Origin of the sequence: Microbacterium hominis (assembly GCF_013282805.1) — a bacterium.
In the GTDB taxonomy this organism is placed as follows: domain Bacteria; phylum Actinomycetota; class Actinomycetes; order Actinomycetales; family Microbacteriaceae; genus Microbacterium; species Microbacterium hominis_B.
On the sequence record NZ_CP054038.1, the window covers coordinates 1,018,350 to 1,038,645 of the forward strand.

A 20,296-nucleotide genomic window follows, 5' to 3' on the forward strand; every position below is an offset into this window, starting at 1 on the left:
CCGGATGGGACGCATCACGCAGCGGCGCCCGGTGATCCGCATCTCGCTCGCGCACGGGGAGCGCCGCCGTGCCGACGTTCTCGCCGTCGAGGAGCCGCTGGAGATCCGCGTGGGTGGTCGCCCGCTCGCCGTGACGATGCGCACCCCGGGAGCCGACGTGGACCTCGCCGCCGGATTCCTCGTCTCGGAGGGGGTCATCGCCGCCGCGGTCGACCTCGCCGGCGCGATCCACTGCGCGGGGCCGGGCGACGGTGAGAACACCTACAACGTGCTCGATGTCACCCTCGCCCCCGACGTGGCCCCGCCCGCGCCCGACCTGGCCCGCAGCCACTACACGACCAGCTCGTGCGGGGTGTGCGGCAAGGCCTCGATCGAGGCCGTCGAGACCGTGTCGCGCTTCACCGTGGCACAGGACGACACGACAGTGGATGCCGCGCTGCTGGCCGGATTCCCCGAGGCCCTCCGCGCCCGGCAGGAGGTGTTCGAGAAGACCGGCGGGCTCCACGCGGCCGCGCTCTTGGACGCCGCCACGGGAGAGGTGCTGGTCGTGCGGGAGGACGTCGGGCGCCACAACGCCGTCGACAAGGTCGTCGGCTGGGCACTGCGGGAGGGCCTGCTGCCGCTGCGCGGCACGGTGCTGCAGGTGTCGGGTCGGGCAAGCTTCGAGCTGGTGCAGAAGGCCGCCATGGCCGGCATCCCGATCCTCGCCGCGGTCTCCGCGCCCTCGTCGCTCGCGGTGGAGCTCGCCGAGGCGCGGGGTGTCGCGCTGGTCGGGTTCCTGCGCGGCCAGACGATGAACGTGTACGCGAACGACGGCCGCATCGTGCGGCCGTCGTTCAGCGGGTGAGGGGCTGACCGGGCGGGTCAGAAGACGAACATCTGCCCCATGATCAGCACCGCGATGATGAACAGCGCGATGATCGCGCCGATGATCGCGAGCGTGCGACCGGACAGGCGCGCCACGCCCCAGCCGACGAGCACGGGAAGGGCGACGAGGAAGATCGCCACGATCCACCAGAATGCCTGGTAGCCGCCGGTGGTCGCCTCTTCGAGGCGGCCGCCGAACAGCTGCTGGGTGCCGGGGTGGGTGGCGAACGAGACGGCCGCCGACAGCGGGACCGCGATGAAGGCGGCCACGACCAGACCCGACAGCACGCCCCACAGGGTCGGGCTGCCACCGCCGCTCATCACGCCGCCGGAGTGCTCACCATCACGCTGTTGCTGCGAAGCCATGAGCAGAACTCTAGTGGTCCACCGCCCCGGGGAAATGCGTGGGGTGGGATGCCGCGGCATCCCACCCCACTGTGTGCGCCGCTCACACGGCGCCGGTCATGCTCCGATCAGTCGATGTCGTCGCCGTGGGAGTGGTCGTGACCGCCGCCCCCGCCCGCGAACGTGCCCTCGGGGCCGGCCGGAGCCGGGAACGTGAAGCCGCCGGGCACCTTCTTGCCGACCACGCCGTTGACCGATTCGGTCGAGTACGCGAACGTGAGCACGGCTGTCGCGATCGCGTCGGAGTTCACATCGAGCGCCTCGTGGGAGAGGTTGTCGATCGTGTCGCACGCGAGGTGGTAGCACGGGTCGAACTGAGCGCCGGCGGTGCCGCCCCAGATCTCCTGCTGCTCCGGGGTCTTCACGACCTCGGCACCGGTGAACAGACCGCCGGCGGGGATGCCGTTGAGGATGAAGGCCTGATAGTCGCTGCGACCGCTGAACTCGGCATCCTCGTAGGGGATGCCGCGCTTGGTGAAGTAGCTCTCGAAGACGTCCTCGATCTGGATCGAGCCCTCCGGAACCACCACGGGCGCGGGGAACGACGACTCGTCACCGTCGTACACCATGAAGATGTAGTTCGGCGAGGCCACCATGTCGAAGTTCAGGTACAGCGCGATGCGGTCCTTCTCCTCCTGCGGCAGGCCGTTGACGTAGGCGTTGGAGCCCAGCAGCCCGCTCTCCTCGGCGCCCCACCACGCGAAGCGCAGCGTGTTCTGCGGCTCGAGCTTGGCGATCTGCTGTGCGATCTCCAGGAGTGCGGCCGACCCGCTGCCGTTGTCGTTGATGCCGGGGCCGCGTTGCACCGAGTCGAGGTGGGCGCCGGCCATGACGACGTTGTCGTCGTTCTTGCCCGGGAGCTCCGCGATCACGTTCACCTGCGGGCGCTGCTCGGGGGCGTCGACCTGGATGGTCGCCATCGATCCGGGCTGCGAGAGGGCCACGCCGTCGGCGAAGCTCGCGCCGACGACCGGGATGGTCACGGTGGCGCCGTCCGGCAGGAGCGTGCCGATGATCAGACCTTCACGATCCGGCGTGTTGCCCTGGTTGAAGATGATCACCGCGGTCGCACCGGCCGCCTGCGCGTTGACGGCCTTGATGCCGAAGCTGCACGTGCCGCGCTGGACGAGGGCGATGTTCCCGGGGGTGAAGCCGGCGAAGTCGGCGGGCTCGCAGCCGCTCGTGCTCGCGCGCGGCGGAGCGAGAGCCAGATCGACGGACTCGACGCTTGCGGACACGGTGCCGAAGCCGGTGCCGGTGAAGGTCCCCGTCTCGTAGGTTGCGGTGACCGGGGCGGTCTGCGTGAGCTGGGCGGGCGGCACGAACGTGAAGGGGAACTCGTTGGTCGTGACGTTCCAGCCGGCCGCGCGCAGCGTTTCGGCCACGTACTCCGCGCTGTCGGTGTAGCCGGGAAGACCGGCGGCGCGGTTCCCGCCGTTGGCGTCGGCGATCGCCTGGAAGGCCTCCTCGTGCTCGAGCACACCGTCCAGGCGGACGCACTCCAGCAGCTTCTCGTAGGTGTTGTTGACGCGGTTGTCGCAGCCGGCGGAGGCCGGTGCGGCCGTCGCTGCGCCCGCGGATCCCAGGGTGAGGGCGGCGGCAGCGGCTGCGGCGGCGGTGATGGCCGCCACGCGTCGGGAAAGCAGTGCAGATCGATACATCGTCTCTCCTGTTTCGGTTATCGTGCGGCTTCATCGACGCACGTTGGCCCGAACGTATACGTCGCGGGTCCCACGCGGGGGAGTTCTCATCTGTCTCTCATCAATTCGGTGATGGCGATGGGTCGACGGGATGCGGAATGCTGCGCCCCGCGCGTCGGAAGAGTGCAGTGTGACAGGGCGTCGGGGGTCCGGCTCGTGTGCCCGCGGCGGGACCAAAGTCCCTGTCGGGGTGCTCGCGGATGCGGGATTCTTATGTGGTCAGACCACAAACGAGAGAGGCCGGCGGACGTCGACCCCGACCGAAGCAAGGAGAATCCTCATGACCACCCACGCGGTTCCCACCCGACTCGCGACAGCGGGCACTCGAACCCCCGCCGTCGCGAAGGCCGTGCCGGCCGAGCGGTCGATCGTCACCACGGTCGTCGGCCGTCGCTCGCTCGCCGTGCTGCGCCTCGCCACGGGGTTCATCTTCCTGTGGGCATTCCTCGACAAGGCCTTCGGACTGGGCTTCGCCACGCCGGTCGAGCGGGCCTGGATCAACGGCGGCACCCCCGCGCAGGGCTTCCTCAACAGCGAGGCCGTGACCGGACCCCTGCAGCCCTTCTTCCAGAGCCTGGCCTCGCCGCTCGTCGACGTGCTGTTCATGGCAGGACTCCTCGGTATCGGGGTCGCACTCATCGCGGGCGTGGGTCTGCGCATCGCGGCCGGCGCCACCACGGCGCTGATGCTCCTCATGTACCTGGCCGAGTGGCCGTTCGCCGCGAACGCCGGCTCGACCAACCCGCTCATCGATTACCACGTCGTGTACGCCCTGGTCGCGATCGCCATCGCCGCGTTGGCCGCCGGCGAGACGTGGGGCCTGGGCGCCCAGTGGAAGAAGCTGCCGTTCGTGCAGCGCAACCGCTGGCTGATCTGACGGCACGGCGGGCTCCCTGAGCCCCCGTCGACCGTCACCCACCGGCTCGGAGCCCGCCCCCCTGGGGCTCCGAGCCGGTTCAGGTCTGTGTGCGCGGGGCCGCGTCCGGTTCAGACCCGGGTGCTCTGCCAGCCGAGGGCGGGCGCCACGTGGGTCGCGAAGGATTCGACCACCCGCAGGTTGAACGCGACGCCGAGCTGGCTGGGAATCGTCAGCATGAGGGTGTCGGCACTCCGGATCGCGGCGTCCTGGAGCAGCTGCTCGACGAGCACGTCGGGCTCGGCCGCGTAGGTCTTGCCGAAGGTGGAGCGGATGCCATCGATGACGCCGATCTGGTCGCCGTCCTGGCGGCCGCCGAAGTACAGGTGGTCCTCCGCGGTCGTGAGCGGGAAGATCGACCGGCTCACCGAGACGCGCGGCTCGCCGGGGTGGCCGGCCTCCCGCCACGCGGCGCGGAACGCCTCGATCTGCTGGGCCTGGAGCTCGTCGAACGGCGTGCCGTCGGCCTCGGTGAGCAGCGTCGAGGACATGAGGTTCACGCCCATGCGCCCTGCCCATTCGGCGGAGTCGCGATTGCCCGCACCCCACCACACGCGCGAACGCAGCCCGGGGGAGTGCGGCTCGATGCGCTGCCTCCCGGTGGCCCCGGTGCCGAACGGGCTCACCGCATCGCGCTCGGCGAGGCCCTCCCCGTCGATCGCGCGCAGGAACAGGTCGAAGTGCTCGCGGGCGAGGTCGGCCCCACGCGGGTCGGCGGAACCGGTGTAGCCGAACGCCTCGTAGCCCCGCACGACCGTCTCCGGTGACCCGCGGCTGACGCCGAGGGCGAGCCTGCCGTCGGAGAGCAGATCCACCGCGGCCGCCTCCTCCGCGAGGTAGAGCGGGTTCTCGTAGCGCATGTCGATCACGCCGGTGCCCATCTCGATGCGCTCGGTGGTCGCCGCGATGGCCGCCAGGAGCGGCATCGGGGAGGCCTGCTGCCGGGCGAAGTGGTGCACGCGGAAGTAGATGCCGTTCGCGCCCAGGTCGTCCATCCCCTGCGCCAGGTCGACGGCCTGCTTCATCGAGTCGCCCGCGGTGAGCTGGCGGCCGCCGCCGAGGGGGCCGTAGTGGCCGAAGGAGAGGGTTCCGAAACGCTGCATGGCAGACCGAACGCTACTCCGGCGCGCTTCATTCCGGTGAATGGATGCCGCGCGCGGCATCCATCGATCAGCAACCTGCCAGGTGGATGCGGGACAATGAAGGGTTGCTCCGGTGCTCGGAGCGACGCCACCCCACCCGCTCTCGTCCCTGGAGGATCATGTCCATCGAGGCTCTTGCTCGCACCGTCGACCACACGCTGCTCAAGCCCGACGCGACCTCCGACGACATCGCCGCCGCGATCGCCGAGGCTTCCGAGCTCGGTGCGTACAGCGTCTGCGTCTCGCCGTCGGCGCTGCCCGTGGCGGTGCCCGGCGACCTGAAGCTCACCGTCGTGTGCGGCTTCCCCAGCGGCAAGCACCACTCCGAGGTCAAGGCCGCCGAGGCGCGCCTCGCCACCGCGCAGGGCGCGGACGAGATCGACATGGTCATCGACATCAGCGCCGCTCGCGAGGGCCGCTTCGCCGACGTCGAGGCCGACATCCGCGCCGTGCGCGCGGCCGCGCCGGCGCCCGTGGTGCTGAAGGTCATCATCGAGTCGGCCGCCCTCACCGACGAGCAGATCGTGGGCGCGTGCCGCGCCGCCGAGGCAGCCGGCGCCGACTTCGTCAAGACCTCGACCGGCTTCCACCCGGCGGGCGGCGCGACGCTGCACGCCGTCGAGCTGATGAAGACCACGGTCGGCGACCGGCTCGAGGTCAAGGCCTCGGGCGGCATCCGCACCCTGGCCGACGCCGAGGCGATGCTCGCCGCCGGCGCCTCGCGCCTGGGCGTGTCGAGCACGCGGGCGATCCTCGCGGGCACCGTCGTCACCAGCACGTACTGACCCGGATCGCCGGCGCGCCGGTTCAGCCGGCGAGTGCCCGGTGCACGGAGGCGACCGCGCTGGAGCCCTCGCCGACGGCCGCAGCCACGCGCTTCATCGACCCTCGGCGCACGTCGCCGGCCGCGAACACACGCGGCACCGACGTCTCGAACGGAAGCGGCTCGCGGCGCAGCGCGCGCCAGCGTTCGCCCAGCGCGGCCCCGGCGATATCGGTGCCGGTGCGCAGGAACCCCTCCTCGTCGCGGTCCAGCCCCGCCAGCCATGCGGTCGCCGGCTCGGCGCCGATGAAGCAGAACAGCCCCTTCGCGTCGACGTCGCCGACGCCCTCGATGCGCACGCGCTCGAGCGCGGCCTCTCCGTCGAGGCCCACCACACGGGCCCGGGTGTGCACCTGCACCCGCGGGTCCTCGACGAGCCGGTCGACGAGGTAGCTCGACATCCGCGCCGACAGGTCGGCGCCGCGCGCGACCAGGCGCACCGGACACCCGTTCGCGGCGAGGTACAGCGCGGCCTGCCCGGCCGAGTTCGCACCCCCCACGACCACGACCGGCGATTCGGCGACCTGGCGCAGCTCCAGCGGAGTGGCGGCGTAGAAGATCCCCGCGCCCTCGAAGTCGCTCCACCGATCGAGGTCGAGGCGACGATATGCGGCGCCTGAGGTGACGATGGCGCTGCGAGCGTGCACGACGCGCCCGTCGCTCAGCGTGATCTCGAGGGCACCGTCGACCTCGTCGAGCGCGACCGCCTCGCACGGCGCGTAGACGCGAACCCCGAATTTCAGGGCCTGCAGCGAGGCCTGGCCGATGAGGTCGCCGCCGCTCACGCCGAACGGGAAGCCCAGGAAGTTCTCGATGCGCGACGTCGCCGCCGCCTGCCCGCCCGGTGCCACCGAATCCAGGAGCACGGTGCTCAGACCCTCCGAGGCGCCGTAGATCGCCGCCGCGAGCCCGGCCGGCCCGCCGCCGATGACGGCGAGGTCGACGAGCGTGTCGGCGTGGGCCTGATAGCTCAGTCCGAGCCGATCGGCGACGATGCCCGGTGTCGCGCGCAGGATCGGCTCGCCCTGCACGAACGCGACCGGAAGGTCATCGGCCGTCACCCCGTGCTCGCCCAGATGGCCGAGGTCGCCCGGCGCCAGCTCGAACGAGGTGTGCACCAGGTCGGTGCGCTCGGCGAAGCGGCGCAGGTCCTGGAAGCCCTTCGAACCGCGCGGCCCGACGAGCTTGAGCGTGAGGGCGGCAGGTCCCTTCCGCAGCGACTCCCGCCGCGCCCACAGCGCGTGGAGGATGAGATCGCACAGCTCGTCGTCCTCGCTCATCAGGCGGCGCAGCCTCGCGCGCGGCACGCGGCGGATCGTCCCCGGTTCGGTCACCCGCGCCGAGAGGAACGCGGACTGGCCGTTGAGCAGACCGAGCTCGCCGGCGAACGACCGCGGCCCCATGCGCGTGATGAGGGCTTCGCCGACCCAGCCGAGGGAGTCCCGCACGATCTCCAGCGCGCCGGACTCGATGAGGATCAGGTCGTACTCGGGGTCGCCGGTGCGGAACGCGTAGTCGCCGGCCGCGACCTCCTGGGGCTCGCCGATCGCGCACAGCCGCGCCCACTGCGCGTCGGTGAGCTGCGGCGCCATGGACGTGTCGGGCAGGGGCGTGTCGGCCGTATCGGCGCCGTGCCCGGCGTCGTGAGACTTCTCGTGCACGAGTCCGAGGGTAGACCCGCAGGCCGCGACCGCGGGCCGGTCCTTCCGAGATCGGTTCACGCCGGCGTGCGGTGGTCCCGCGCGTTCCCAGGCGGTGTTTCGTACGCTTGTCGGCGTGGCATCCATCCTGAACATCTCCGCCTACCTGTTCACGGCGATCGACGATCGTGAGCAGCTGCGTCCGGTGCTGCGCGAGCGCGCGCTCGCGGCGGGGCTGAAGGGCACGATCCTGCTCGCCGAGGAGGGGATCAATCTGTTCCTGGCGGGCGACGCCGACGCGGTGCGCGCATTCGTCGACGAGCTGCGCCGCGACCCTCGCTTCGCGCGGCTCACGACCAAGGAGAGCTGGTCCGAGACCCAGCCGTTCGGCAAGTTGCTCGTCAAGCTCAAGGGCGAGATCATCCGGATGAACCACCCGACGATCCGCCCCGAGTCCGGTCGCGCGCCCGCCGTGGAGCCGGCGACGCTGCGGCGCTGGCTGGATCAGGGGCACGACGACGCCGGCCGAGAGGTGGTGCTTCTCGACACGCGCAACGCCTTCGAGGTCGACTACGGCACCTTCGTCGGCGCGCTGGACTGGCGCATCGAGCGGTTCACGCAGTTCCCCGGCGCCGCGGCCGAGAACCGGGCGGCGCTGGAGGGCAAGACGGTCGTGAGCTTCTGCACGGGCGGCATCCGCTGCGAGAAGGCCGCCATCTACCTGCAGGATGCCGGGATCGACGCGCTGCAACTCGAAGGCGGCATCCTCGGCTATTTCGAACGCGAGGGCGGCGCCCATTGGGCCGGCGACTGCTTCGTCTTCGACGAGCGCGAGGCGCTCACCCCGGAGCTCGCACCCCGCTGAGCGGGTCGTTCCGGTGTGCTCGATCCACCGGAAGGGGCCCTACGGCGTCCGGGGCTTCGCTCCGGACGGCTCCTTGACCGAGCCCGGCTTGTCGCCGGGGTGCCGCGTGATGAGGTTCGTGGCCCAGCGTTCGTTGAAGCCGGCGAGGAACCCGAGCGCGCCCCAGAAGTAGAAGCTGTCCACGGTCTCGCTCGCTCCGGGACCGATGCCGAAGTCGGCGATCACCCCGCTCTTGAGGAGCAGGAGGATCGCGACGCCGAAGGCCACGCCCAGGGCGATGCGATAGTGCGCGGCGCCGCTGCGGGCGACGTCGTACGAGACATCGGAGTGGCTGAGCCGCAGGAGCACGCTGACGCCGGCGCCGGCCGCCCCCGCTCCGACCACGACGAGGATGTCGCGCATGGCGGCGAGTTCGGCGGCGGTCGGCGCGATGATCCGGTTCGACCGGAGCGAGTACTCGGCGACGACGACCACGAGGATCACCAGCATGGTGAACAGCACGCTCTGCGTCAGCCGGTGCGCATACAGGCGCCGCGAGATCTCACCCTCCCGTCGTTCGACGAAGTCCTTGGCGCACCGCACACGGCGCTCGAGGGATTTCCTCGCTTCGGGGGTGAACCGCTCGGCGGCCGTCAGCGCGAGGGCGGCTTCGTGGACCCCCTCGCGGACGATCTCCTCGAACTGCTCGGACTCGGTGAGGCCCATCACGCGGCGACCGCGGAGGTAGAACTCGTCGAGCTCCCCGAACAGGGCGGGGGCGGCCTTCGCCACGAGTGCGGCATCGGCCCGGTACGACTCCTCCCCGGAACGGAGGAGGCCGCGAACGGGTTGAGCCCCGCTCAGTGCGGGCGGCACCGCCCGCGCCACGAAGCGCTTCCAGGCTCGTCCGGCTTTGGCCGCGGCATCCGCTGCGGCTGCGCTCAGGTCGTCGCTCGCCGACCCGGGCGCCGTCGTTGTGGTCATGGCACATCTCCCTGTTCGGGGCGCCGACACCGCGTCGGCGCGCGTGACTGTCGTGAAGGGAGAGGCGCGGGGAGTGGAGTGTGATACCGCCTCGCACCGCCGCCCATGGCAGCAGAACGTCGGAGATCTGCCGTCGTGCGGACACGATCGGCTCCTTTGCTCCGAACGACGGCGGATCTCCGAAGCAGGCACGCGGGGTGGGGCCGGCAGGGCAGGCGTGCGGGTCGATTCCGCGGCGCGCGTAGCCTGGATGAGTGACCTCACGACCCGCCACCGCAGCCCGCCGCCCCTCCGCCCGGGCGATCGTCGGTGCGGCGGCGCTCGACGCCGCGCTCGTCACGACGTTCGCGGCCATCGGGCGGGCGAGCCACGGCGAGAGCGCATTCGCCGGCCTGGGCGCCACCGCCTGGCCGTTCCTGGTGGGGCTGGCGGCCGGCTGGGTGGCGACGCTGGCCTGGCGCGCGCCCGCCAGGCCGGTGCGCACGGGCATCGGCGTCTGGCTCGTGACCGTCGGGATCGGGATGCTGCTGCGCGCGGCATCCGGTCAGGGCATCGCCGCCGCCTTCATCGTCGTCGCGACGATCACGCTGGCGGTGTTCCTGGTGGGATGGCGGCTCATCGCGGCCCTGATCGGGCGTCGCCGCGCGACCGCCGGGGCGCGGCGCGGGGCTCCCGACGCGCACGGTCTCAGCCGCGCCCCCTAGGATCTTTCGCGTAGCCGCACACGCGGCCCGCCCGCGCAGAGCGGACCCGCGAAGGAGCACACATGGACGACGGCGGCATCACGTGGGTGCTCGTGGACGGCGAGAACATCGACGCCACGCTCGGCGGCTCGATCCTCGGGCGCCGCCCCCAGCCCGACGAGCGCCCGCGCTGGGACCGCCTCATCGCCTTCGCGGAGCGCGAGTGGCAGCAGCCGGCACAGGGGCTGTTCTTCCTCAACGCCTCGACCGGCATCCCGATGTCGTTCGTGCAGGCGCTGAAGGCCATGGACTACCGCGTCGTTCCGCTCGCGGGAACGGCCGACGAGAAGGTCGTCGACATGGCGATCCAGCGCACGCTGCAGGCGCTGCGCGAGCGTGACGGCGACGCGATCCTCGTCAGCCACGACGGCGACTTCCTCGACGACCTCTCGGCGCTCGTCGACGGCGAGCGGCGGGTCGGCGTGCTCGCGTTCAACGAGTTCCGCAACATCGGGTTCGCCTCGTCCCCCGGCATCGAGAAGTTCGATCTCGAGTACGACGCCGGAGTGTTCGACGCCCCGCTGCCCCGCGTGCGCGTCATCCCCATCGACGAGTTCGATCCCGCCGAGTTCCTGCGTTGACCCGTCCTGTGACCGACAAGCACCCCGTGACCGAGCAGACTCCCGTGACCGAGCACCCGACCTCCACCACACCCGCCGCGCGGCGCGCCGCGGCGCCCGCGCAGACCGAGCGGGGGTGGATGCCGGCGGGTGCCGTCGGCGCGGTCGTGACACTCGTCGCGCTCGTGGTCTTCAGTGCGCTGCTGGGCGGTCTCGGCGCCGACGGCGGCCGCTGGCTCGTGTGGCTGGGCACGATGCTCGCCCCGGCCATCGCGGTCTGGCCGCTCGCGGTGCGGCTGTTCCGCGGCATCGCGGCCGTCGCCTTCCCGTTCGCGCTGGCCCTCGGCGGGCTCCTGGTCGCGTTCGCCTCGTGGACGCTCGCGTACCTGCAGCTGCTGCCGTTCGCGTCGTGGTCGGCGTGGCTGCTCGTGGCCGCGCTGGCGGTCGCGTGCTGGGCTCCGCCCGGCCTGCGGCAAGGCGCGGTCTCCGCCGTCCGCGAGCGCGCCACGCGTTCGGGCCTCGGCTTCTTCCTCGCGGTCTTCGTGGTCGCGCTCGGCACCTGGGCCTACGTGCGCGGCACGATGCCGCAGATCGACGGGCTCGAGAAGTTCATGGACTACGGGTTCATGATGAGCATCGGCCGCACCGATTTCCTGCCCGCCGCCGACATGTGGTTCGCCGGCCAGGACATCAACTACTACTACTTCGGCCAGTTCTTCTATGCGCTCCTGTGCGCGCTCGCCTTCACGTCGGCGGCCGTCGGCTACAACCTTGCGATGGCCTCGACCTTCGCCTTCATGGTGACCCTCGCCGCCGCCATCGGATGGCAGCTGAACGCCCTGCGCCGCGCCCGCCGCGGGGCTGCGGGGGGCAGCAGCGCCGGCGATGGGGTCGCGGGTGTGCTGACGGCCTTCTTCGTCGCCATCGCCGGAAACTCCCACGCCTTCTTCTTCGCCCCCGGAGCGCCCGGACGCCCCCTCATCGAATGGCTGAACGGCGTGGGCATCGCCGGCGCATCGCTCGAGGGCTGGTTCTACCCGCACTCGACGCGCTTCATCGGCTACAACCCCGTCACCACCGACAAGACGATCCACGAGTTCCCGTTCTACTCGTTCCTCGTCGGCGACCTCCATGCCCACCTCGTCAACACGGCGTTCGTGCTGCTGTTCGTCGGCCTGGTCGTGCAGCGGGTCGCCGGAGGGGCTCGGGATGCCGCACCGGCGGCCGTGCCGGCATCCATCGGGTTCAGCTGGGCGGAGGCGGTGCACCGGCTCTCGGGCGCCTCCCGCCGGTTCCTGCTCGACCCGATCCCGCTCGTGGGCGCGGTGCTGCTGGCCGTGTTCCTGATGGGCAACTACTGGGACTTCGTCATCTACTACACGGTGCTCCTCGTGGCGGCGCTGGTCGCCGGACTGCTGGTCGCGCCGCGATCGGGGCTCCTCAGCGTCGGCGTGCTGGTGATCCAGCAGGCGTGCGTGCTCGTGCCGTACCTGCTGTTCGAGAGCCCGCTCGCGGCGACCGTGGGCGGACTGGTCGGCGCCGCGCTCGCGGGCCTCGCGCTCGCCCTGCGGGAGGACCGCCTCACCCGCAGCGGGTTCGAGCTGGCGGCCCTCGTCGCCCTCGCGCAGGTGCTGTCGCTGCCGTTCGCGCTCGCGTTCGAGCCGATCTCGCGCAGCATCGGGTTCGCGCAGCAGCACACCCCGTTCTGGCAGCTCGCCGTGCTGTGGGGGCCGCAGGTGCTGATCCTCGCGGGCGGGCTGGCGGGGCTCATCCTCGTCCGGCGCGGCGCCGGGGGTCTCACGCGCATCGATGCCGTGGTCGTCGCGCTCGGCATCAGCGCGGTCGGGCTCATCCTCGTGCCCGAGGTCGTCTACGTCGTCGACATCTACGAGAACGGGTTCGCCCGCGCCAACACGATGTTCAAGCTGACGTATCAGGCGAGCATCCTGCTCGGCATCGTCATGCCGTTCGCGGTGATCGGCGCGTGGCGCGCGGTGCGGCAGGGGATGCGGCGCCGTCAGGCCGGGGATGCGACGGGCCGTGCCCCGCTCATCGCCTCGTGGGTCGCGCTGGTCGCGGGCGCGGGGCTGCTCGTGCTGCCCGCGTGGTACCCGTTCGCGGCCTTCCCGCAGGCGGCGCCGGGTGCGACGGCGCAGAATTACGTCGGACTCGACGGAGCGGCGTGGATGGCCGCCGCGCCGCCGGGAACCGCGACGATCGGGGATGCCGCCTACACCGAGTCGATCGCCGACGACGCGGCGGCGATCGCGTGGCTGAATGAGAACGTCGACGGCCAGCCGGCCATCGTCGAAGCCGCCGGCATCTCGTACACGCACCTCGGCCGCATCTCCGCGTACACGGGGCTGCCCACGGTGATCGGGTGGGAGTCGCACGAGTGGCTGTGGCGCACGTCGGCCGACGAGCCCGACGCGTACTCGGCCCTGGTCGCCCCGCGCATCGGCGAGGTGCAGCAGTTCTATGAGAACACCGCCGCCACCGCCGACGCGTTCATCGACAAGTACGACATCGAGTACGTGATCGTGGGGGAGTGGGAGATGTCGCGCTATCCGACGCTGGATGCCGCCCTGCTCGAATCCCTCGGCGAGGTGGTCTTCGAGCAGGGCAACACCACGGTCATCCGGGTGGACTGACCGCTCCGGCAACGTGCGCCCGAGCGCGGGTCAGGCGCCCGAGCCCACGTCGGTGCGCTGGGGGAGCACCCAGCCGGCGCGGGGGAAGTGGCACGTGTACCCGTTCGGGATGCGCAGGAGGTAGTCCTGGTGCTCGGGCTCGGCCTCCCAGAACGGGGCGGCCGGCTCGATGGTCGTCACCGCCTTGCCGGGCCACAGGCCCGAGGCATCCACATCGGCGATCGTGTCGCGCGCGACCTGCTCCTGCTCGGGGGAGAGGGGGAAGATCGCCGAGCGATAGCTCGAGCCGATGTCGTTGCCCTGACGGTTCAGCGTCGACGGGTCGTGGATCTGGAAGAAGAACGCCAGGATGTCGCGATACGTCGTCTTCGACGGATCGAAGACGATCTCGACCGCCTCGGCATGGCCGGGGTGGCTTCGGTAGGTGGCGTGGTCGTTCTGTCCGCCGGTGTAGCCCACGCGCGTGTCGAGCACGCCGGGCTGGCGGCGGATGAGGTCTTCCATGCCCCAGAAGCAGCCGCCCGCGAGCACGGCGGTCTCGGTGCCCGGCGTCTGGGTGATGGTTCCGGTGTCAGTGGGCCCACTGGTCATGGTGATTCCTTCGGCTTCGGTGTCGGTCGCACAGCGGTGCGCCCTGCGACTCAAGGGTAAGCAACGGCGGCAGGCCGTGGTTTGGTCCCGCGAACCTGGGAGCGCGCCGTGAGTTCGCGCACGGGGGCGCGCGCCCCGCGCCCCGCGCCCGAGGCGATGTGGTCACCAGCCGCTGCGGGTGGGGGTGTGCGCGCCGCGAGCGTCGTCGGGCATGGCCATCTCGGCTCGCGCGCCGAGGAGGCGCACAGGGCGGTCCTCGATCCTCGCGACGAGCGCCAGGATCTCCTCGATGACCGTCTGCCGGTCGAACGTCTCGGCGATCTTGTGCACGAAGGTCTTCGTCGTGAACGGCGCGTAGCGCACCTTCAGTCCGACCCCGACGACCGGCCGCCCTTCGGCGACCACATCATCGAGCACTTGGGCGGCGAGCGTGCGCGCGGCATCCACGATCTCTGCCCGGTCGACCAGGTCGGTCTGAAAAGTCGTCTCGCGACTGTGCCCGCGGGCCACCCACGGGGTGTCGTCGACGACCGCAGACCCGTCGCCGCGGCCGAGCTGCCGATACCAGGGCCCCATCTTCGGTCCGAACTCCGCCGCCAGCGGCGGCTCCTCGGCGCGGGCGAGGTCGTCGACGGTGTGGATGCCCAGCGCCGCCAGCCGCTTCGAGATCTTCGATCCGACCCCCCACAGGTCGATCACGGGCCGCGCGCCCATCACCTCGAGCCAGTTCTCGGCGGTGAGGCGGAAGACGCCGCGCGGCTTGCCGAGGTCGGTCGCGTTCTTGGCACGCACGAGGGTGTCGCCGATGCCGACGCTGCAGTGCAGCCGGGTCGCGTCGAGCACCGCGCGCTGCAATTCCCGGGCGGCCGCTTCGGGATCGTCGGAGGTGAGCCCGACGAACGCCTCATCCCAGCCGAGCACCTGGACCACCGCGCCGGGCTGTGCGCGCAGCGTCTCCATCACCGCCTCGGAGGCGGCGGTGTAGGCGGGCGCGTCGACCGGCAGCAGGATCGCGTCCGGCGCCTTGCGCGCGGCGATGCGCAGCGGCATCCCGGATCCGACGCCGAAGGCGCGCGCCTCGTACGACGCGGTCGACACCACGGCGCGCTCGGTCGGGTCGCCCCGACCGCCGACGATCACCGGCTTGCCGGCGAGCTCGGGCCGGCGCAGCACCTCGACGGCGGCGATGAACTGGTCGAGATCGACGTGCAGCACCCAGGGTCGCGCGTCCATGCCCTCAGTCTGGCCGCTCGCGCCGCCCGCGTCACCGCGTCACGGCGTCACCGCGTCACAGGGCGAGGTGGATGCGAAGCGCTTCGTCGATCTCGCCCATCCGCTCCGCGCCGAGCCACCCGACGATCCCGCTGATGCGCGCGACCGAGACGGTGCGCACCCGCTCCGCCTGCGCCTTCCTGCTTGCTACTCCGGCAGGCGGGTGTGAGATGGATGCGAAGTCCCCCGCTCCGCTGTCGCAATGTGCGGTCGGGCTGACCGATTGCGACAGCGGAGCGGGGGACGGGGGAGTGCTACTTCTCCGACGGGGGAGTGGATGCCGCGCCCGGCGCGTCAGCTGCCGCGAGGGCTCCCGCGTCAGCTGCCGCGCCGCGGCCGGCGGCCGCGCGCTGCTCGGCCTCCAGGCGCTCGGCCTCCTCGCCGCCGATCGCCTCGCCGCGGGCGACGAGCCCGGCGACGTCGGAGAGCGGGATCTCCTTGAGGAAGAGGGCCAGCACGAAGGCGACCGCCAGGAACGGCACGAGATACCAGAACACCGGGGCGAGGGAGTCGGCGTAGGCGGTGACGATCGCGTCGCGCACAGGCCCGGGCAGATCGTTCAGGGTCGCGGGGTCGATCGTGGCGGCCGCCTGGCCCGCCTGATCGGCTGAGGCGCCGGCGTCGGTGAAGGCCGCGAGCAGGTTGTCGGTCAGGCGCGAGGTGAACATCGCGCCGAACACGGCGATGCCCAGAGCCGCTCCCGCCTCGCGGAAGTAGTTGTTCGAGCTGGTCGCGGTGCCGATCTCCGAAGCGGGGACCGCGTTCTGCACCACCAGCACGACGACCTGCATGACGAAGCCGAGGCCGGCGCCCAGCGCGAACAGGTACACGCAGATGAGCCACACGGGGGTCTCAGCGGTGAGCGAGGTCATGACGACCATCACGGCGCCGGTGATGAAGGTGCCGAGGATCGGATAGATCTTGTACTTGCCGGTCTTGGTGATGATCAGACCTGACGCGATCGAGGTGCCCATGACGCCGACCATCATCGGGAGCATGAGGAGGCCGGATGCGGCCGCGGAGGTGCCCGAGGACATCTGCAGGAAGGTCGGCACGAACGCCAGGGCCGCGAACATGCCGATGCCCACGACGAAGCCGATGGCGGTGGCGTTGACGAACACCGGGTTCTTGAACAGCGACAGCGGCATGACCGGGTCGGCCGCGCGGGACTCGGTGAAGACGAACAGCGCGACGGCCACGAGCAGGCCCGCCCCCCACGCCCACGTGAGCGGGTCGTCCCAGCCGTGGTCGCGATCTCCGCCGAAGTCGGTGAAGAAGATGAGGCATGTCGTGGCGATCGAGAGGAACACGACGCCGAGCCAGTCGATGGGCTTGTCGGCCTTCTTGCTCGGGAGCTTGAGGGCGAAGAAGGCGATCGCGAACGCGGCGATGCCGACCGGGATGTTGATGTAGAACGCCCACTGCCAGGTCAGGTGGTCGACGAAGAAGCCGCCCAGCAGCGGCCCCGCGACGGCGGACAGGCCGAAGACGGCGCCCAGCGGGCCGAGGTACTTGCCGCGCTCGTTGGCCGGCACGATGTCGGCGATGATCGCCTGCGACAGGATCATGAGGCCGCCGCCGCCGAGGCCCTGCACGGCGCGGAACACCACGAACATCCAGAAGTCGGTCGCGAACGCGCAGCCGATCGAGGCCAGCGTGAAGATCGCGATCGCGAGGAGGAAGAGGTTGCGCCGGCCCAGGATGTCGCCGAATTTGCCGTAGATGGGCATGACGATCGTCGTCGCGAGGATGTAGGCGCTCGTGATCCACACCTGGTGCTCGACCCCGCCGAGCTCGCCGACGAGAGTCGGCATCGCGGTGGAGACGATGGTCTGGTCGAGGCTGGACAGGAGCATTCCGGCGATGAGGGCCGAGAAGATGATCCAGATGCGCCGCTGGGTCAGCAGCATCGGGCCGTCGCCGGGCGCGACGGTCGGGGTGGGGGCGGTGGTGGTCATCGGGTGCTTTCCGGGTCGTTCATGGTCTGCGTGGTGAACAGCGCGTGCACGGCGGCGAGATGCCGTTCGAGCACGTCGCGGAAGTCCTGCGGGTGGTCGGGATCGAGCGAGGCCGGCACCGCGACGCGTGCGAGGTGGCCGACCAGCTGCACCATCGCGACGATGCGCGGATCGTCGTCGGTGACGCCCTCGCGGCGAGCGACCAGGGTGATGTCGTTTCGCTCGTCGGTGCGGTGCCGCTCGATCATGTGCGCGATGAGGCGCGGCTCGCGCTCGGCGGCGGCCATCAGCTCCGCCGCGGCGGCGTGGTCGATCTCCAACGCGGCCCAGCGGGCTTCGGTGAGGGCGGCGAAGTCGGTGAGGAGGTTGCTCGAGAGCTCGCCAGGAGGGGTCAGGGGACGCATCCGCACGAACATCTCCTCGATGTCGGAGGTGTCGAGGTTCAGCGCGAAGCCGAGCACGGCGTCTTCCTTCGACGCGAAGTAGTTGAAGAAGGTGCGCCGGGAGACCCCTGCCTGCTCGCACAGCTCCTCGATGGTGAACCCGGTGAGGCCGGTGGATGCCGTCGCGCGGCGCGCGAGGGAGATGAGAGTGCGGGTCGTCTCGGTGCGCCGTCGCTCCCGTGGGCCTGTTGCACTCTGGTTCACAGAGTGCATTATTGCACTCTTACGGGGAGAGTGCAGACTTCCGTTCTCCCGCCCGAGGTCCGCCGGGCCGACATACGGTAGCGGTATGCCGCAGCGTGACCCCGTCGCCCCCGGTCAGGAATCCGTCTGGGACTATCCGCGCCCGCCGCGCGTCGAGCGCGTTGATCGGCGCGTGCGCATCGTGCTCGGCGGTGCGGAGATCGTCGACACCGGCGACGTCGTGCGGGTGCTCGAGACGAGCCATCCGCCCGTGTACTACCTCCCGATCGCCGATTTCGCGCCGGGGGCGCTGACCGCCGGCGACGGCTCGTCGTTCTGCGAGTTCAAGGGCGCGGCAGGGTATTTCGACGTGCACGGCGGCGGCCAGACCCGTTCCCGGGCGGCGTGGACCTATCCCACCCCGACCCCCGGCTTCGAGGTTCTCGTCGGCCGTGTCGCCGTGTACGCGCAGCAGATGGACCGGTGCGAGGTCGACGGGATCGAGGTCGTCCCGCAGCCGGGTCGCTTCTACGGGGGATGGATCACTCCGGAGATCGTCGGCCCCTTCAAGGGCGGTCCGGGGTCGATGGGCTGGTGATCTCGTCGACCTCGAGCGTGAGGTCGATGAGCCGTCGCAGCAGCCCGCCGAGCGTCGTGGAGCGCAGCAGCTTCTGACGGTCGAGTTCGCCCAGCGGCGCGATCGCCGCGAGCTGCCACGAGGACTCCACGGGGTCGTCCGAGATCGGCGCGTCGGCGTCCCAGCGCACGTCGGCGATCTCGGGATCGCCGGTGGATGCCACGCGCGCAGCCACACGTCGCACGATCGCCTCCGCCTCGGCGCGCAGGGGCGCGAGCGCCTCGTCCCACTCGAGCGGAGGGAGTGCGACCACCTCGGCCATCGGGTGCGGGTCGTCATCGAGCCAGCGAGCCACCTCGAACCGGCTGTCGCCGACGGCGACGAGGTACATCGCCTCGGCGGCGGCATCCACCTTCACGATGCGTGCGACGGTGCCGATCGTGGATCGCTGCTCGCCGCCGCCCACCTCGCTGCCGCGCTCGATCAGCACGACGCCGAACTCGGGGTTCTCCCGCTCGAGCAGGCGTCCGAGCATCGTGAGGTAGCGCGGCTCGAAGAGGCGCAGCATCAGGGGCGTGGCCGGGAACAGCACCGACCCCAACGGGAACATCGACATCTCGCCCATGCGCCCAGTCAACCAGGCCGACGCTCGATGCGGGCGTGCGCCGCGTACGATCGAAGCACCCCCGAACACACCCAGGAGGCTCGTCGTGCCCGCAGCACCCGAGACCCTCGCGCACGCCGCCGATCTGGCCGCGTTCGTCGAGGCATCCCCGTCCAGCTTCCATGCCGCCGCCGAGGTGGCCGCCCGCCTGGAGAGTGCGGGGTTCACGCGCCTCGACGAGGCCGCGGCCTGGCCGGCGCCGGCGGGCGGGAGGTTCCTCGTCGTGCGCGACGGAGCGGTGCTCGCGTGGGTGGTCCCGCCGTCGGCGACGGCGTCGACGGGCGTGCGCATCTTCGGGGCGCACAGCGACTCACCCGCCTTCAAGCTCAAGCCCAAGCCCACCACGGGCAAGCTCGGGTGGCTGCAGGCGGGCGTGGAGATCTACGGCGGCCCGCTGCTGAACTCCTGGCTCGACCGCGAGCTGCGCCTCGCGGGGCGCCTGGTGCTCGACGACGGCTCCACCGCGCTCGCCGCGACGGGGCCGCTGCTGCGCCTGCCGCAGCTGGCGATCCACCTCGACCGCGACGTCAACAGCGGGCTCGCCCTCGACAAGCAGTCCCAGACCCAGCCGGTGTGGGGCCTGGGCGCCTCCGACTCGGCCGACATCCTCGGCGAGCTCGCCCGAGAGGCGGGAGTGGATGCCGCCCGCATCCGCGGGTACGACATCGTCACCGCCGACGCCGCGCGGGGCGCCACGTTCGGGCTCGACGACGTGTTCTTCGCCTCGGGACGCCTCGACGACCTCGCCTCGGTGCACGCGGGGGTGGTCGCGCTGGAGCGCGCGGCCGACGGCTTCGACGCCGACCACATCGCGATGCTCGCCGTCTTCGACCACGAGGAAGTCGGCTCGGGCACCCGCTCCGGCGCCGCGGGGCCGTTCCTGTCCGATGTGCTCGAGCGCCTGTGGCTCTCGCTCGGCGCCGACCGCGAGCAGCAGCTGCGCGCGCTCGCCGCGTCGTGGTGCGTCTCCAGCGACGTCGGGCACTCGGTGCACCCCAACTACGCCGACAAGCACGACCCGGTCGTGCAGCCGATGCTCGGCTCCGGCCCGATCCTCAAGATCAACGCCAATCAGCGGTATGCGACGGATGCCGCGGGGGCGGCTGCCTGGAACACGTGGTGCGCCGAGGCCGGCGTGCACAGTCAGGAGTTCGTCTCGAACAACGGCGTGCCGTGCGGGTCGACGATCGGACCGATCACCGCGACCCGGCTCGGCATCCGCACGGTGGATGTCGGCATTCCGATCCTGTCGATGCACTCGGCGCGGGAGCTCGCGGGCGTGAGCGATCTGTGGGACCTCGCGCGGGTCGCCGAGGTGTTCTTCCGCGGCTGA

General features: G+C 71.3%; 19 protein-coding genes. 9 read left to right on the top strand and 10 right to left on the bottom strand.

Features of this window, described 5'->3' with window-relative positions; translation table 11 throughout:
- The first annotated feature begins 4 nt into the window (after nucleotides 1–4).
- A complete protein-coding gene (fdhD, locus tag HQM25_RS04390) occupies nucleotides 5–847 on the top strand; it encodes a formate dehydrogenase accessory sulfurtransferase FdhD (protein WP_172989139.1) in 843 nt (280 codons plus the stop codon).
- 17 nt (nucleotides 848–864) lie between these two features.
- Here the strand turns inward: fdhD and HQM25_RS04395 are convergent, their stop codons facing one another.
- Nucleotides 865–1,233, bottom strand: coding sequence for a hypothetical protein (locus HQM25_RS04395; RefSeq protein WP_254359542.1), 369 nt, complete (start codon nucleotides 1,231–1,233; stop codon nucleotides 865–867).
- Nucleotides 1,234–1,340: 107 nt separating this feature from the next.
- Nucleotides 1,341–2,933: a M20/M25/M40 family metallo-hydrolase gene (locus HQM25_RS04400; protein WP_172989140.1), complete on the bottom strand. Its 1,593-nt coding sequence runs from the start codon at nucleotides 2,931–2,933 to the stop codon at nucleotides 1,341–1,343.
- 319 nt (nucleotides 2,934–3,252) lie between these two features.
- Here HQM25_RS04400 and HQM25_RS04405 point away from each other — a divergent pair, with 319 nt between their 5' ends.
- Entirely contained in the window at nucleotides 3,253–3,849 is a 597-nt protein-coding gene (locus tag HQM25_RS04405; RefSeq protein WP_172989141.1) for a DoxX family protein, read from the top strand.
- 110 nt (nucleotides 3,850–3,959) lie between these two features.
- On the opposite strand, the gene HQM25_RS04410 is transcribed toward HQM25_RS04405, so the two are convergent.
- Nucleotides 3,960–4,991, bottom strand: coding sequence for an LLM class flavin-dependent oxidoreductase (locus HQM25_RS04410; RefSeq protein ID WP_172989142.1), 1,032 nt, complete (start codon nucleotides 4,989–4,991; stop codon nucleotides 3,960–3,962).
- Nucleotides 4,992–5,149: 158 nt separating this feature from the next.
- Here HQM25_RS04410 and deoC point away from each other — a divergent pair, with 158 nt between their 5' ends.
- A complete protein-coding gene (gene deoC / locus HQM25_RS04415) occupies nucleotides 5,150–5,815 on the top strand; it encodes a deoxyribose-phosphate aldolase (RefSeq protein WP_172989143.1) in 666 nt (221 codons plus the stop codon).
- Between the two features lie 22 nt (nucleotides 5,816–5,837).
- Here deoC and HQM25_RS04420 read toward each other — a convergent pair whose 3' ends face one another.
- Nucleotides 5,838–7,514 (bottom strand): cyclic nucleotide-binding domain-containing thioredoxin-disulfide reductase, encoded by a 1,677-nt coding sequence (locus tag HQM25_RS04420; protein WP_254359544.1) that lies wholly within the window; start codon nucleotides 7,512–7,514, stop codon nucleotides 5,838–5,840.
- 115 nt (nucleotides 7,515–7,629) lie between these two features.
- On the opposite strand from HQM25_RS04420, the gene HQM25_RS04425 reads away from it, so the two are divergent.
- Nucleotides 7,630–8,358, top strand: a complete 729-nt coding sequence (locus tag HQM25_RS04425) for a sulfurtransferase (RefSeq protein ID WP_172989144.1) — start codon at nucleotides 7,630–7,632, stop codon at nucleotides 8,356–8,358.
- A 39-nt stretch (nucleotides 8,359–8,397) separates the two neighbouring features.
- On the opposite strand, the gene HQM25_RS04430 is transcribed toward HQM25_RS04425, so the two are convergent.
- Complete coding sequence (locus tag HQM25_RS04430) at nucleotides 8,398–9,321, bottom strand: hypothetical protein (RefSeq protein WP_172989145.1); 924 nt, start codon at nucleotides 9,319–9,321, stop codon at nucleotides 8,398–8,400.
- Between the two features lie 254 nt (nucleotides 9,322–9,575).
- On the opposite strand from HQM25_RS04430, the gene HQM25_RS04435 reads away from it, so the two are divergent.
- The 3 genes from HQM25_RS04435 (at nucleotide 9,576) to HQM25_RS04445 (ending at nucleotide 13,275) form a co-directional block, all read left to right on the top strand.
- Nucleotides 9,576–10,025: a DUF3054 domain-containing protein gene (locus HQM25_RS04435; RefSeq protein ID WP_172989146.1), complete on the top strand. Its 450-nt coding sequence runs from the start codon at nucleotides 9,576–9,578 to the stop codon at nucleotides 10,023–10,025.
- 62 nt (nucleotides 10,026–10,087) lie between these two features.
- A complete protein-coding gene (locus HQM25_RS04440; RefSeq protein WP_172989147.1) occupies nucleotides 10,088–10,645 on the top strand; it encodes an NYN domain-containing protein in 558 nt (185 codons plus the stop codon).
- Nucleotides 10,646–10,671: 26 nt separating this feature from the next.
- On the top strand, nucleotides 10,672–13,275 hold the full coding sequence (locus tag HQM25_RS04445) for a DUF2298 domain-containing protein (protein WP_172989148.1): 2,604 nt from the start codon (nucleotides 10,672–10,674) through the stop codon (nucleotides 13,273–13,275).
- A 30-nt stretch (nucleotides 13,276–13,305) separates the two neighbouring features.
- On the opposite strand, the gene msrA is transcribed toward HQM25_RS04445, so the two are convergent.
- The 4 genes from msrA to HQM25_RS04465 form a co-directional block, all read right to left on the bottom strand.
- A complete protein-coding gene (gene msrA / locus HQM25_RS04450; RefSeq protein WP_172989149.1) occupies nucleotides 13,306–13,866 on the bottom strand; it encodes a peptide-methionine (S)-S-oxide reductase MsrA in 561 nt (186 codons plus the stop codon).
- A gap of 162 nt (nucleotides 13,867–14,028) precedes the next feature.
- Nucleotides 14,029–15,099: a DNA polymerase IV gene (locus HQM25_RS04455; RefSeq protein WP_172989150.1), complete on the bottom strand. Its 1,071-nt coding sequence runs from the start codon at nucleotides 15,097–15,099 to the stop codon at nucleotides 14,029–14,031.
- Between the two features lie 293 nt (nucleotides 15,100–15,392).
- Nucleotides 15,393–17,096 (bottom strand): MDR family MFS transporter, encoded by a 1,704-nt coding sequence (locus HQM25_RS04460; protein ID WP_172989151.1) that lies wholly within the window; start codon nucleotides 17,094–17,096, stop codon nucleotides 15,393–15,395.
- Nucleotides 17,093–17,743 carry a TetR/AcrR family transcriptional regulator gene (locus HQM25_RS04465; RefSeq protein ID WP_172989152.1) on the bottom strand — a complete coding sequence of 217 codons (651 nt, stop codon included), beginning with the start codon at nucleotides 17,741–17,743 and terminating at the stop codon, nucleotides 17,093–17,095. The genes HQM25_RS04460 and HQM25_RS04465 overlap by 4 nt, the downstream gene beginning before the upstream one ends.
- Before the next feature lie 85 nt (nucleotides 17,744–17,828).
- Here HQM25_RS04465 and HQM25_RS04470 point away from each other — a divergent pair, with 85 nt between their 5' ends.
- Nucleotides 17,829–18,320 (top strand): DUF427 domain-containing protein, encoded by a 492-nt coding sequence (locus HQM25_RS04470; protein WP_172989153.1) that lies wholly within the window; start codon nucleotides 17,829–17,831, stop codon nucleotides 18,318–18,320.
- On the opposite strand, the gene HQM25_RS04475 is transcribed toward HQM25_RS04470, so the two are convergent.
- The gene (locus tag HQM25_RS04475; protein WP_172989154.1) at nucleotides 18,289–18,924 is read right to left on the bottom strand and encodes an LON peptidase substrate-binding domain-containing protein; all 636 of its coding nucleotides are present in this window, start codon (nucleotides 18,922–18,924) and stop codon (nucleotides 18,289–18,291) included. The genes HQM25_RS04470 and HQM25_RS04475 overlap by 32 nt on opposite strands.
- Before the next feature lie 85 nt (nucleotides 18,925–19,009).
- Here HQM25_RS04475 and HQM25_RS04480 point away from each other — a divergent pair, with 85 nt between their 5' ends.
- A complete protein-coding gene (locus HQM25_RS04480; protein ID WP_254359546.1) occupies nucleotides 19,010–20,296 on the top strand; it encodes a M18 family aminopeptidase in 1,287 nt (428 codons plus the stop codon).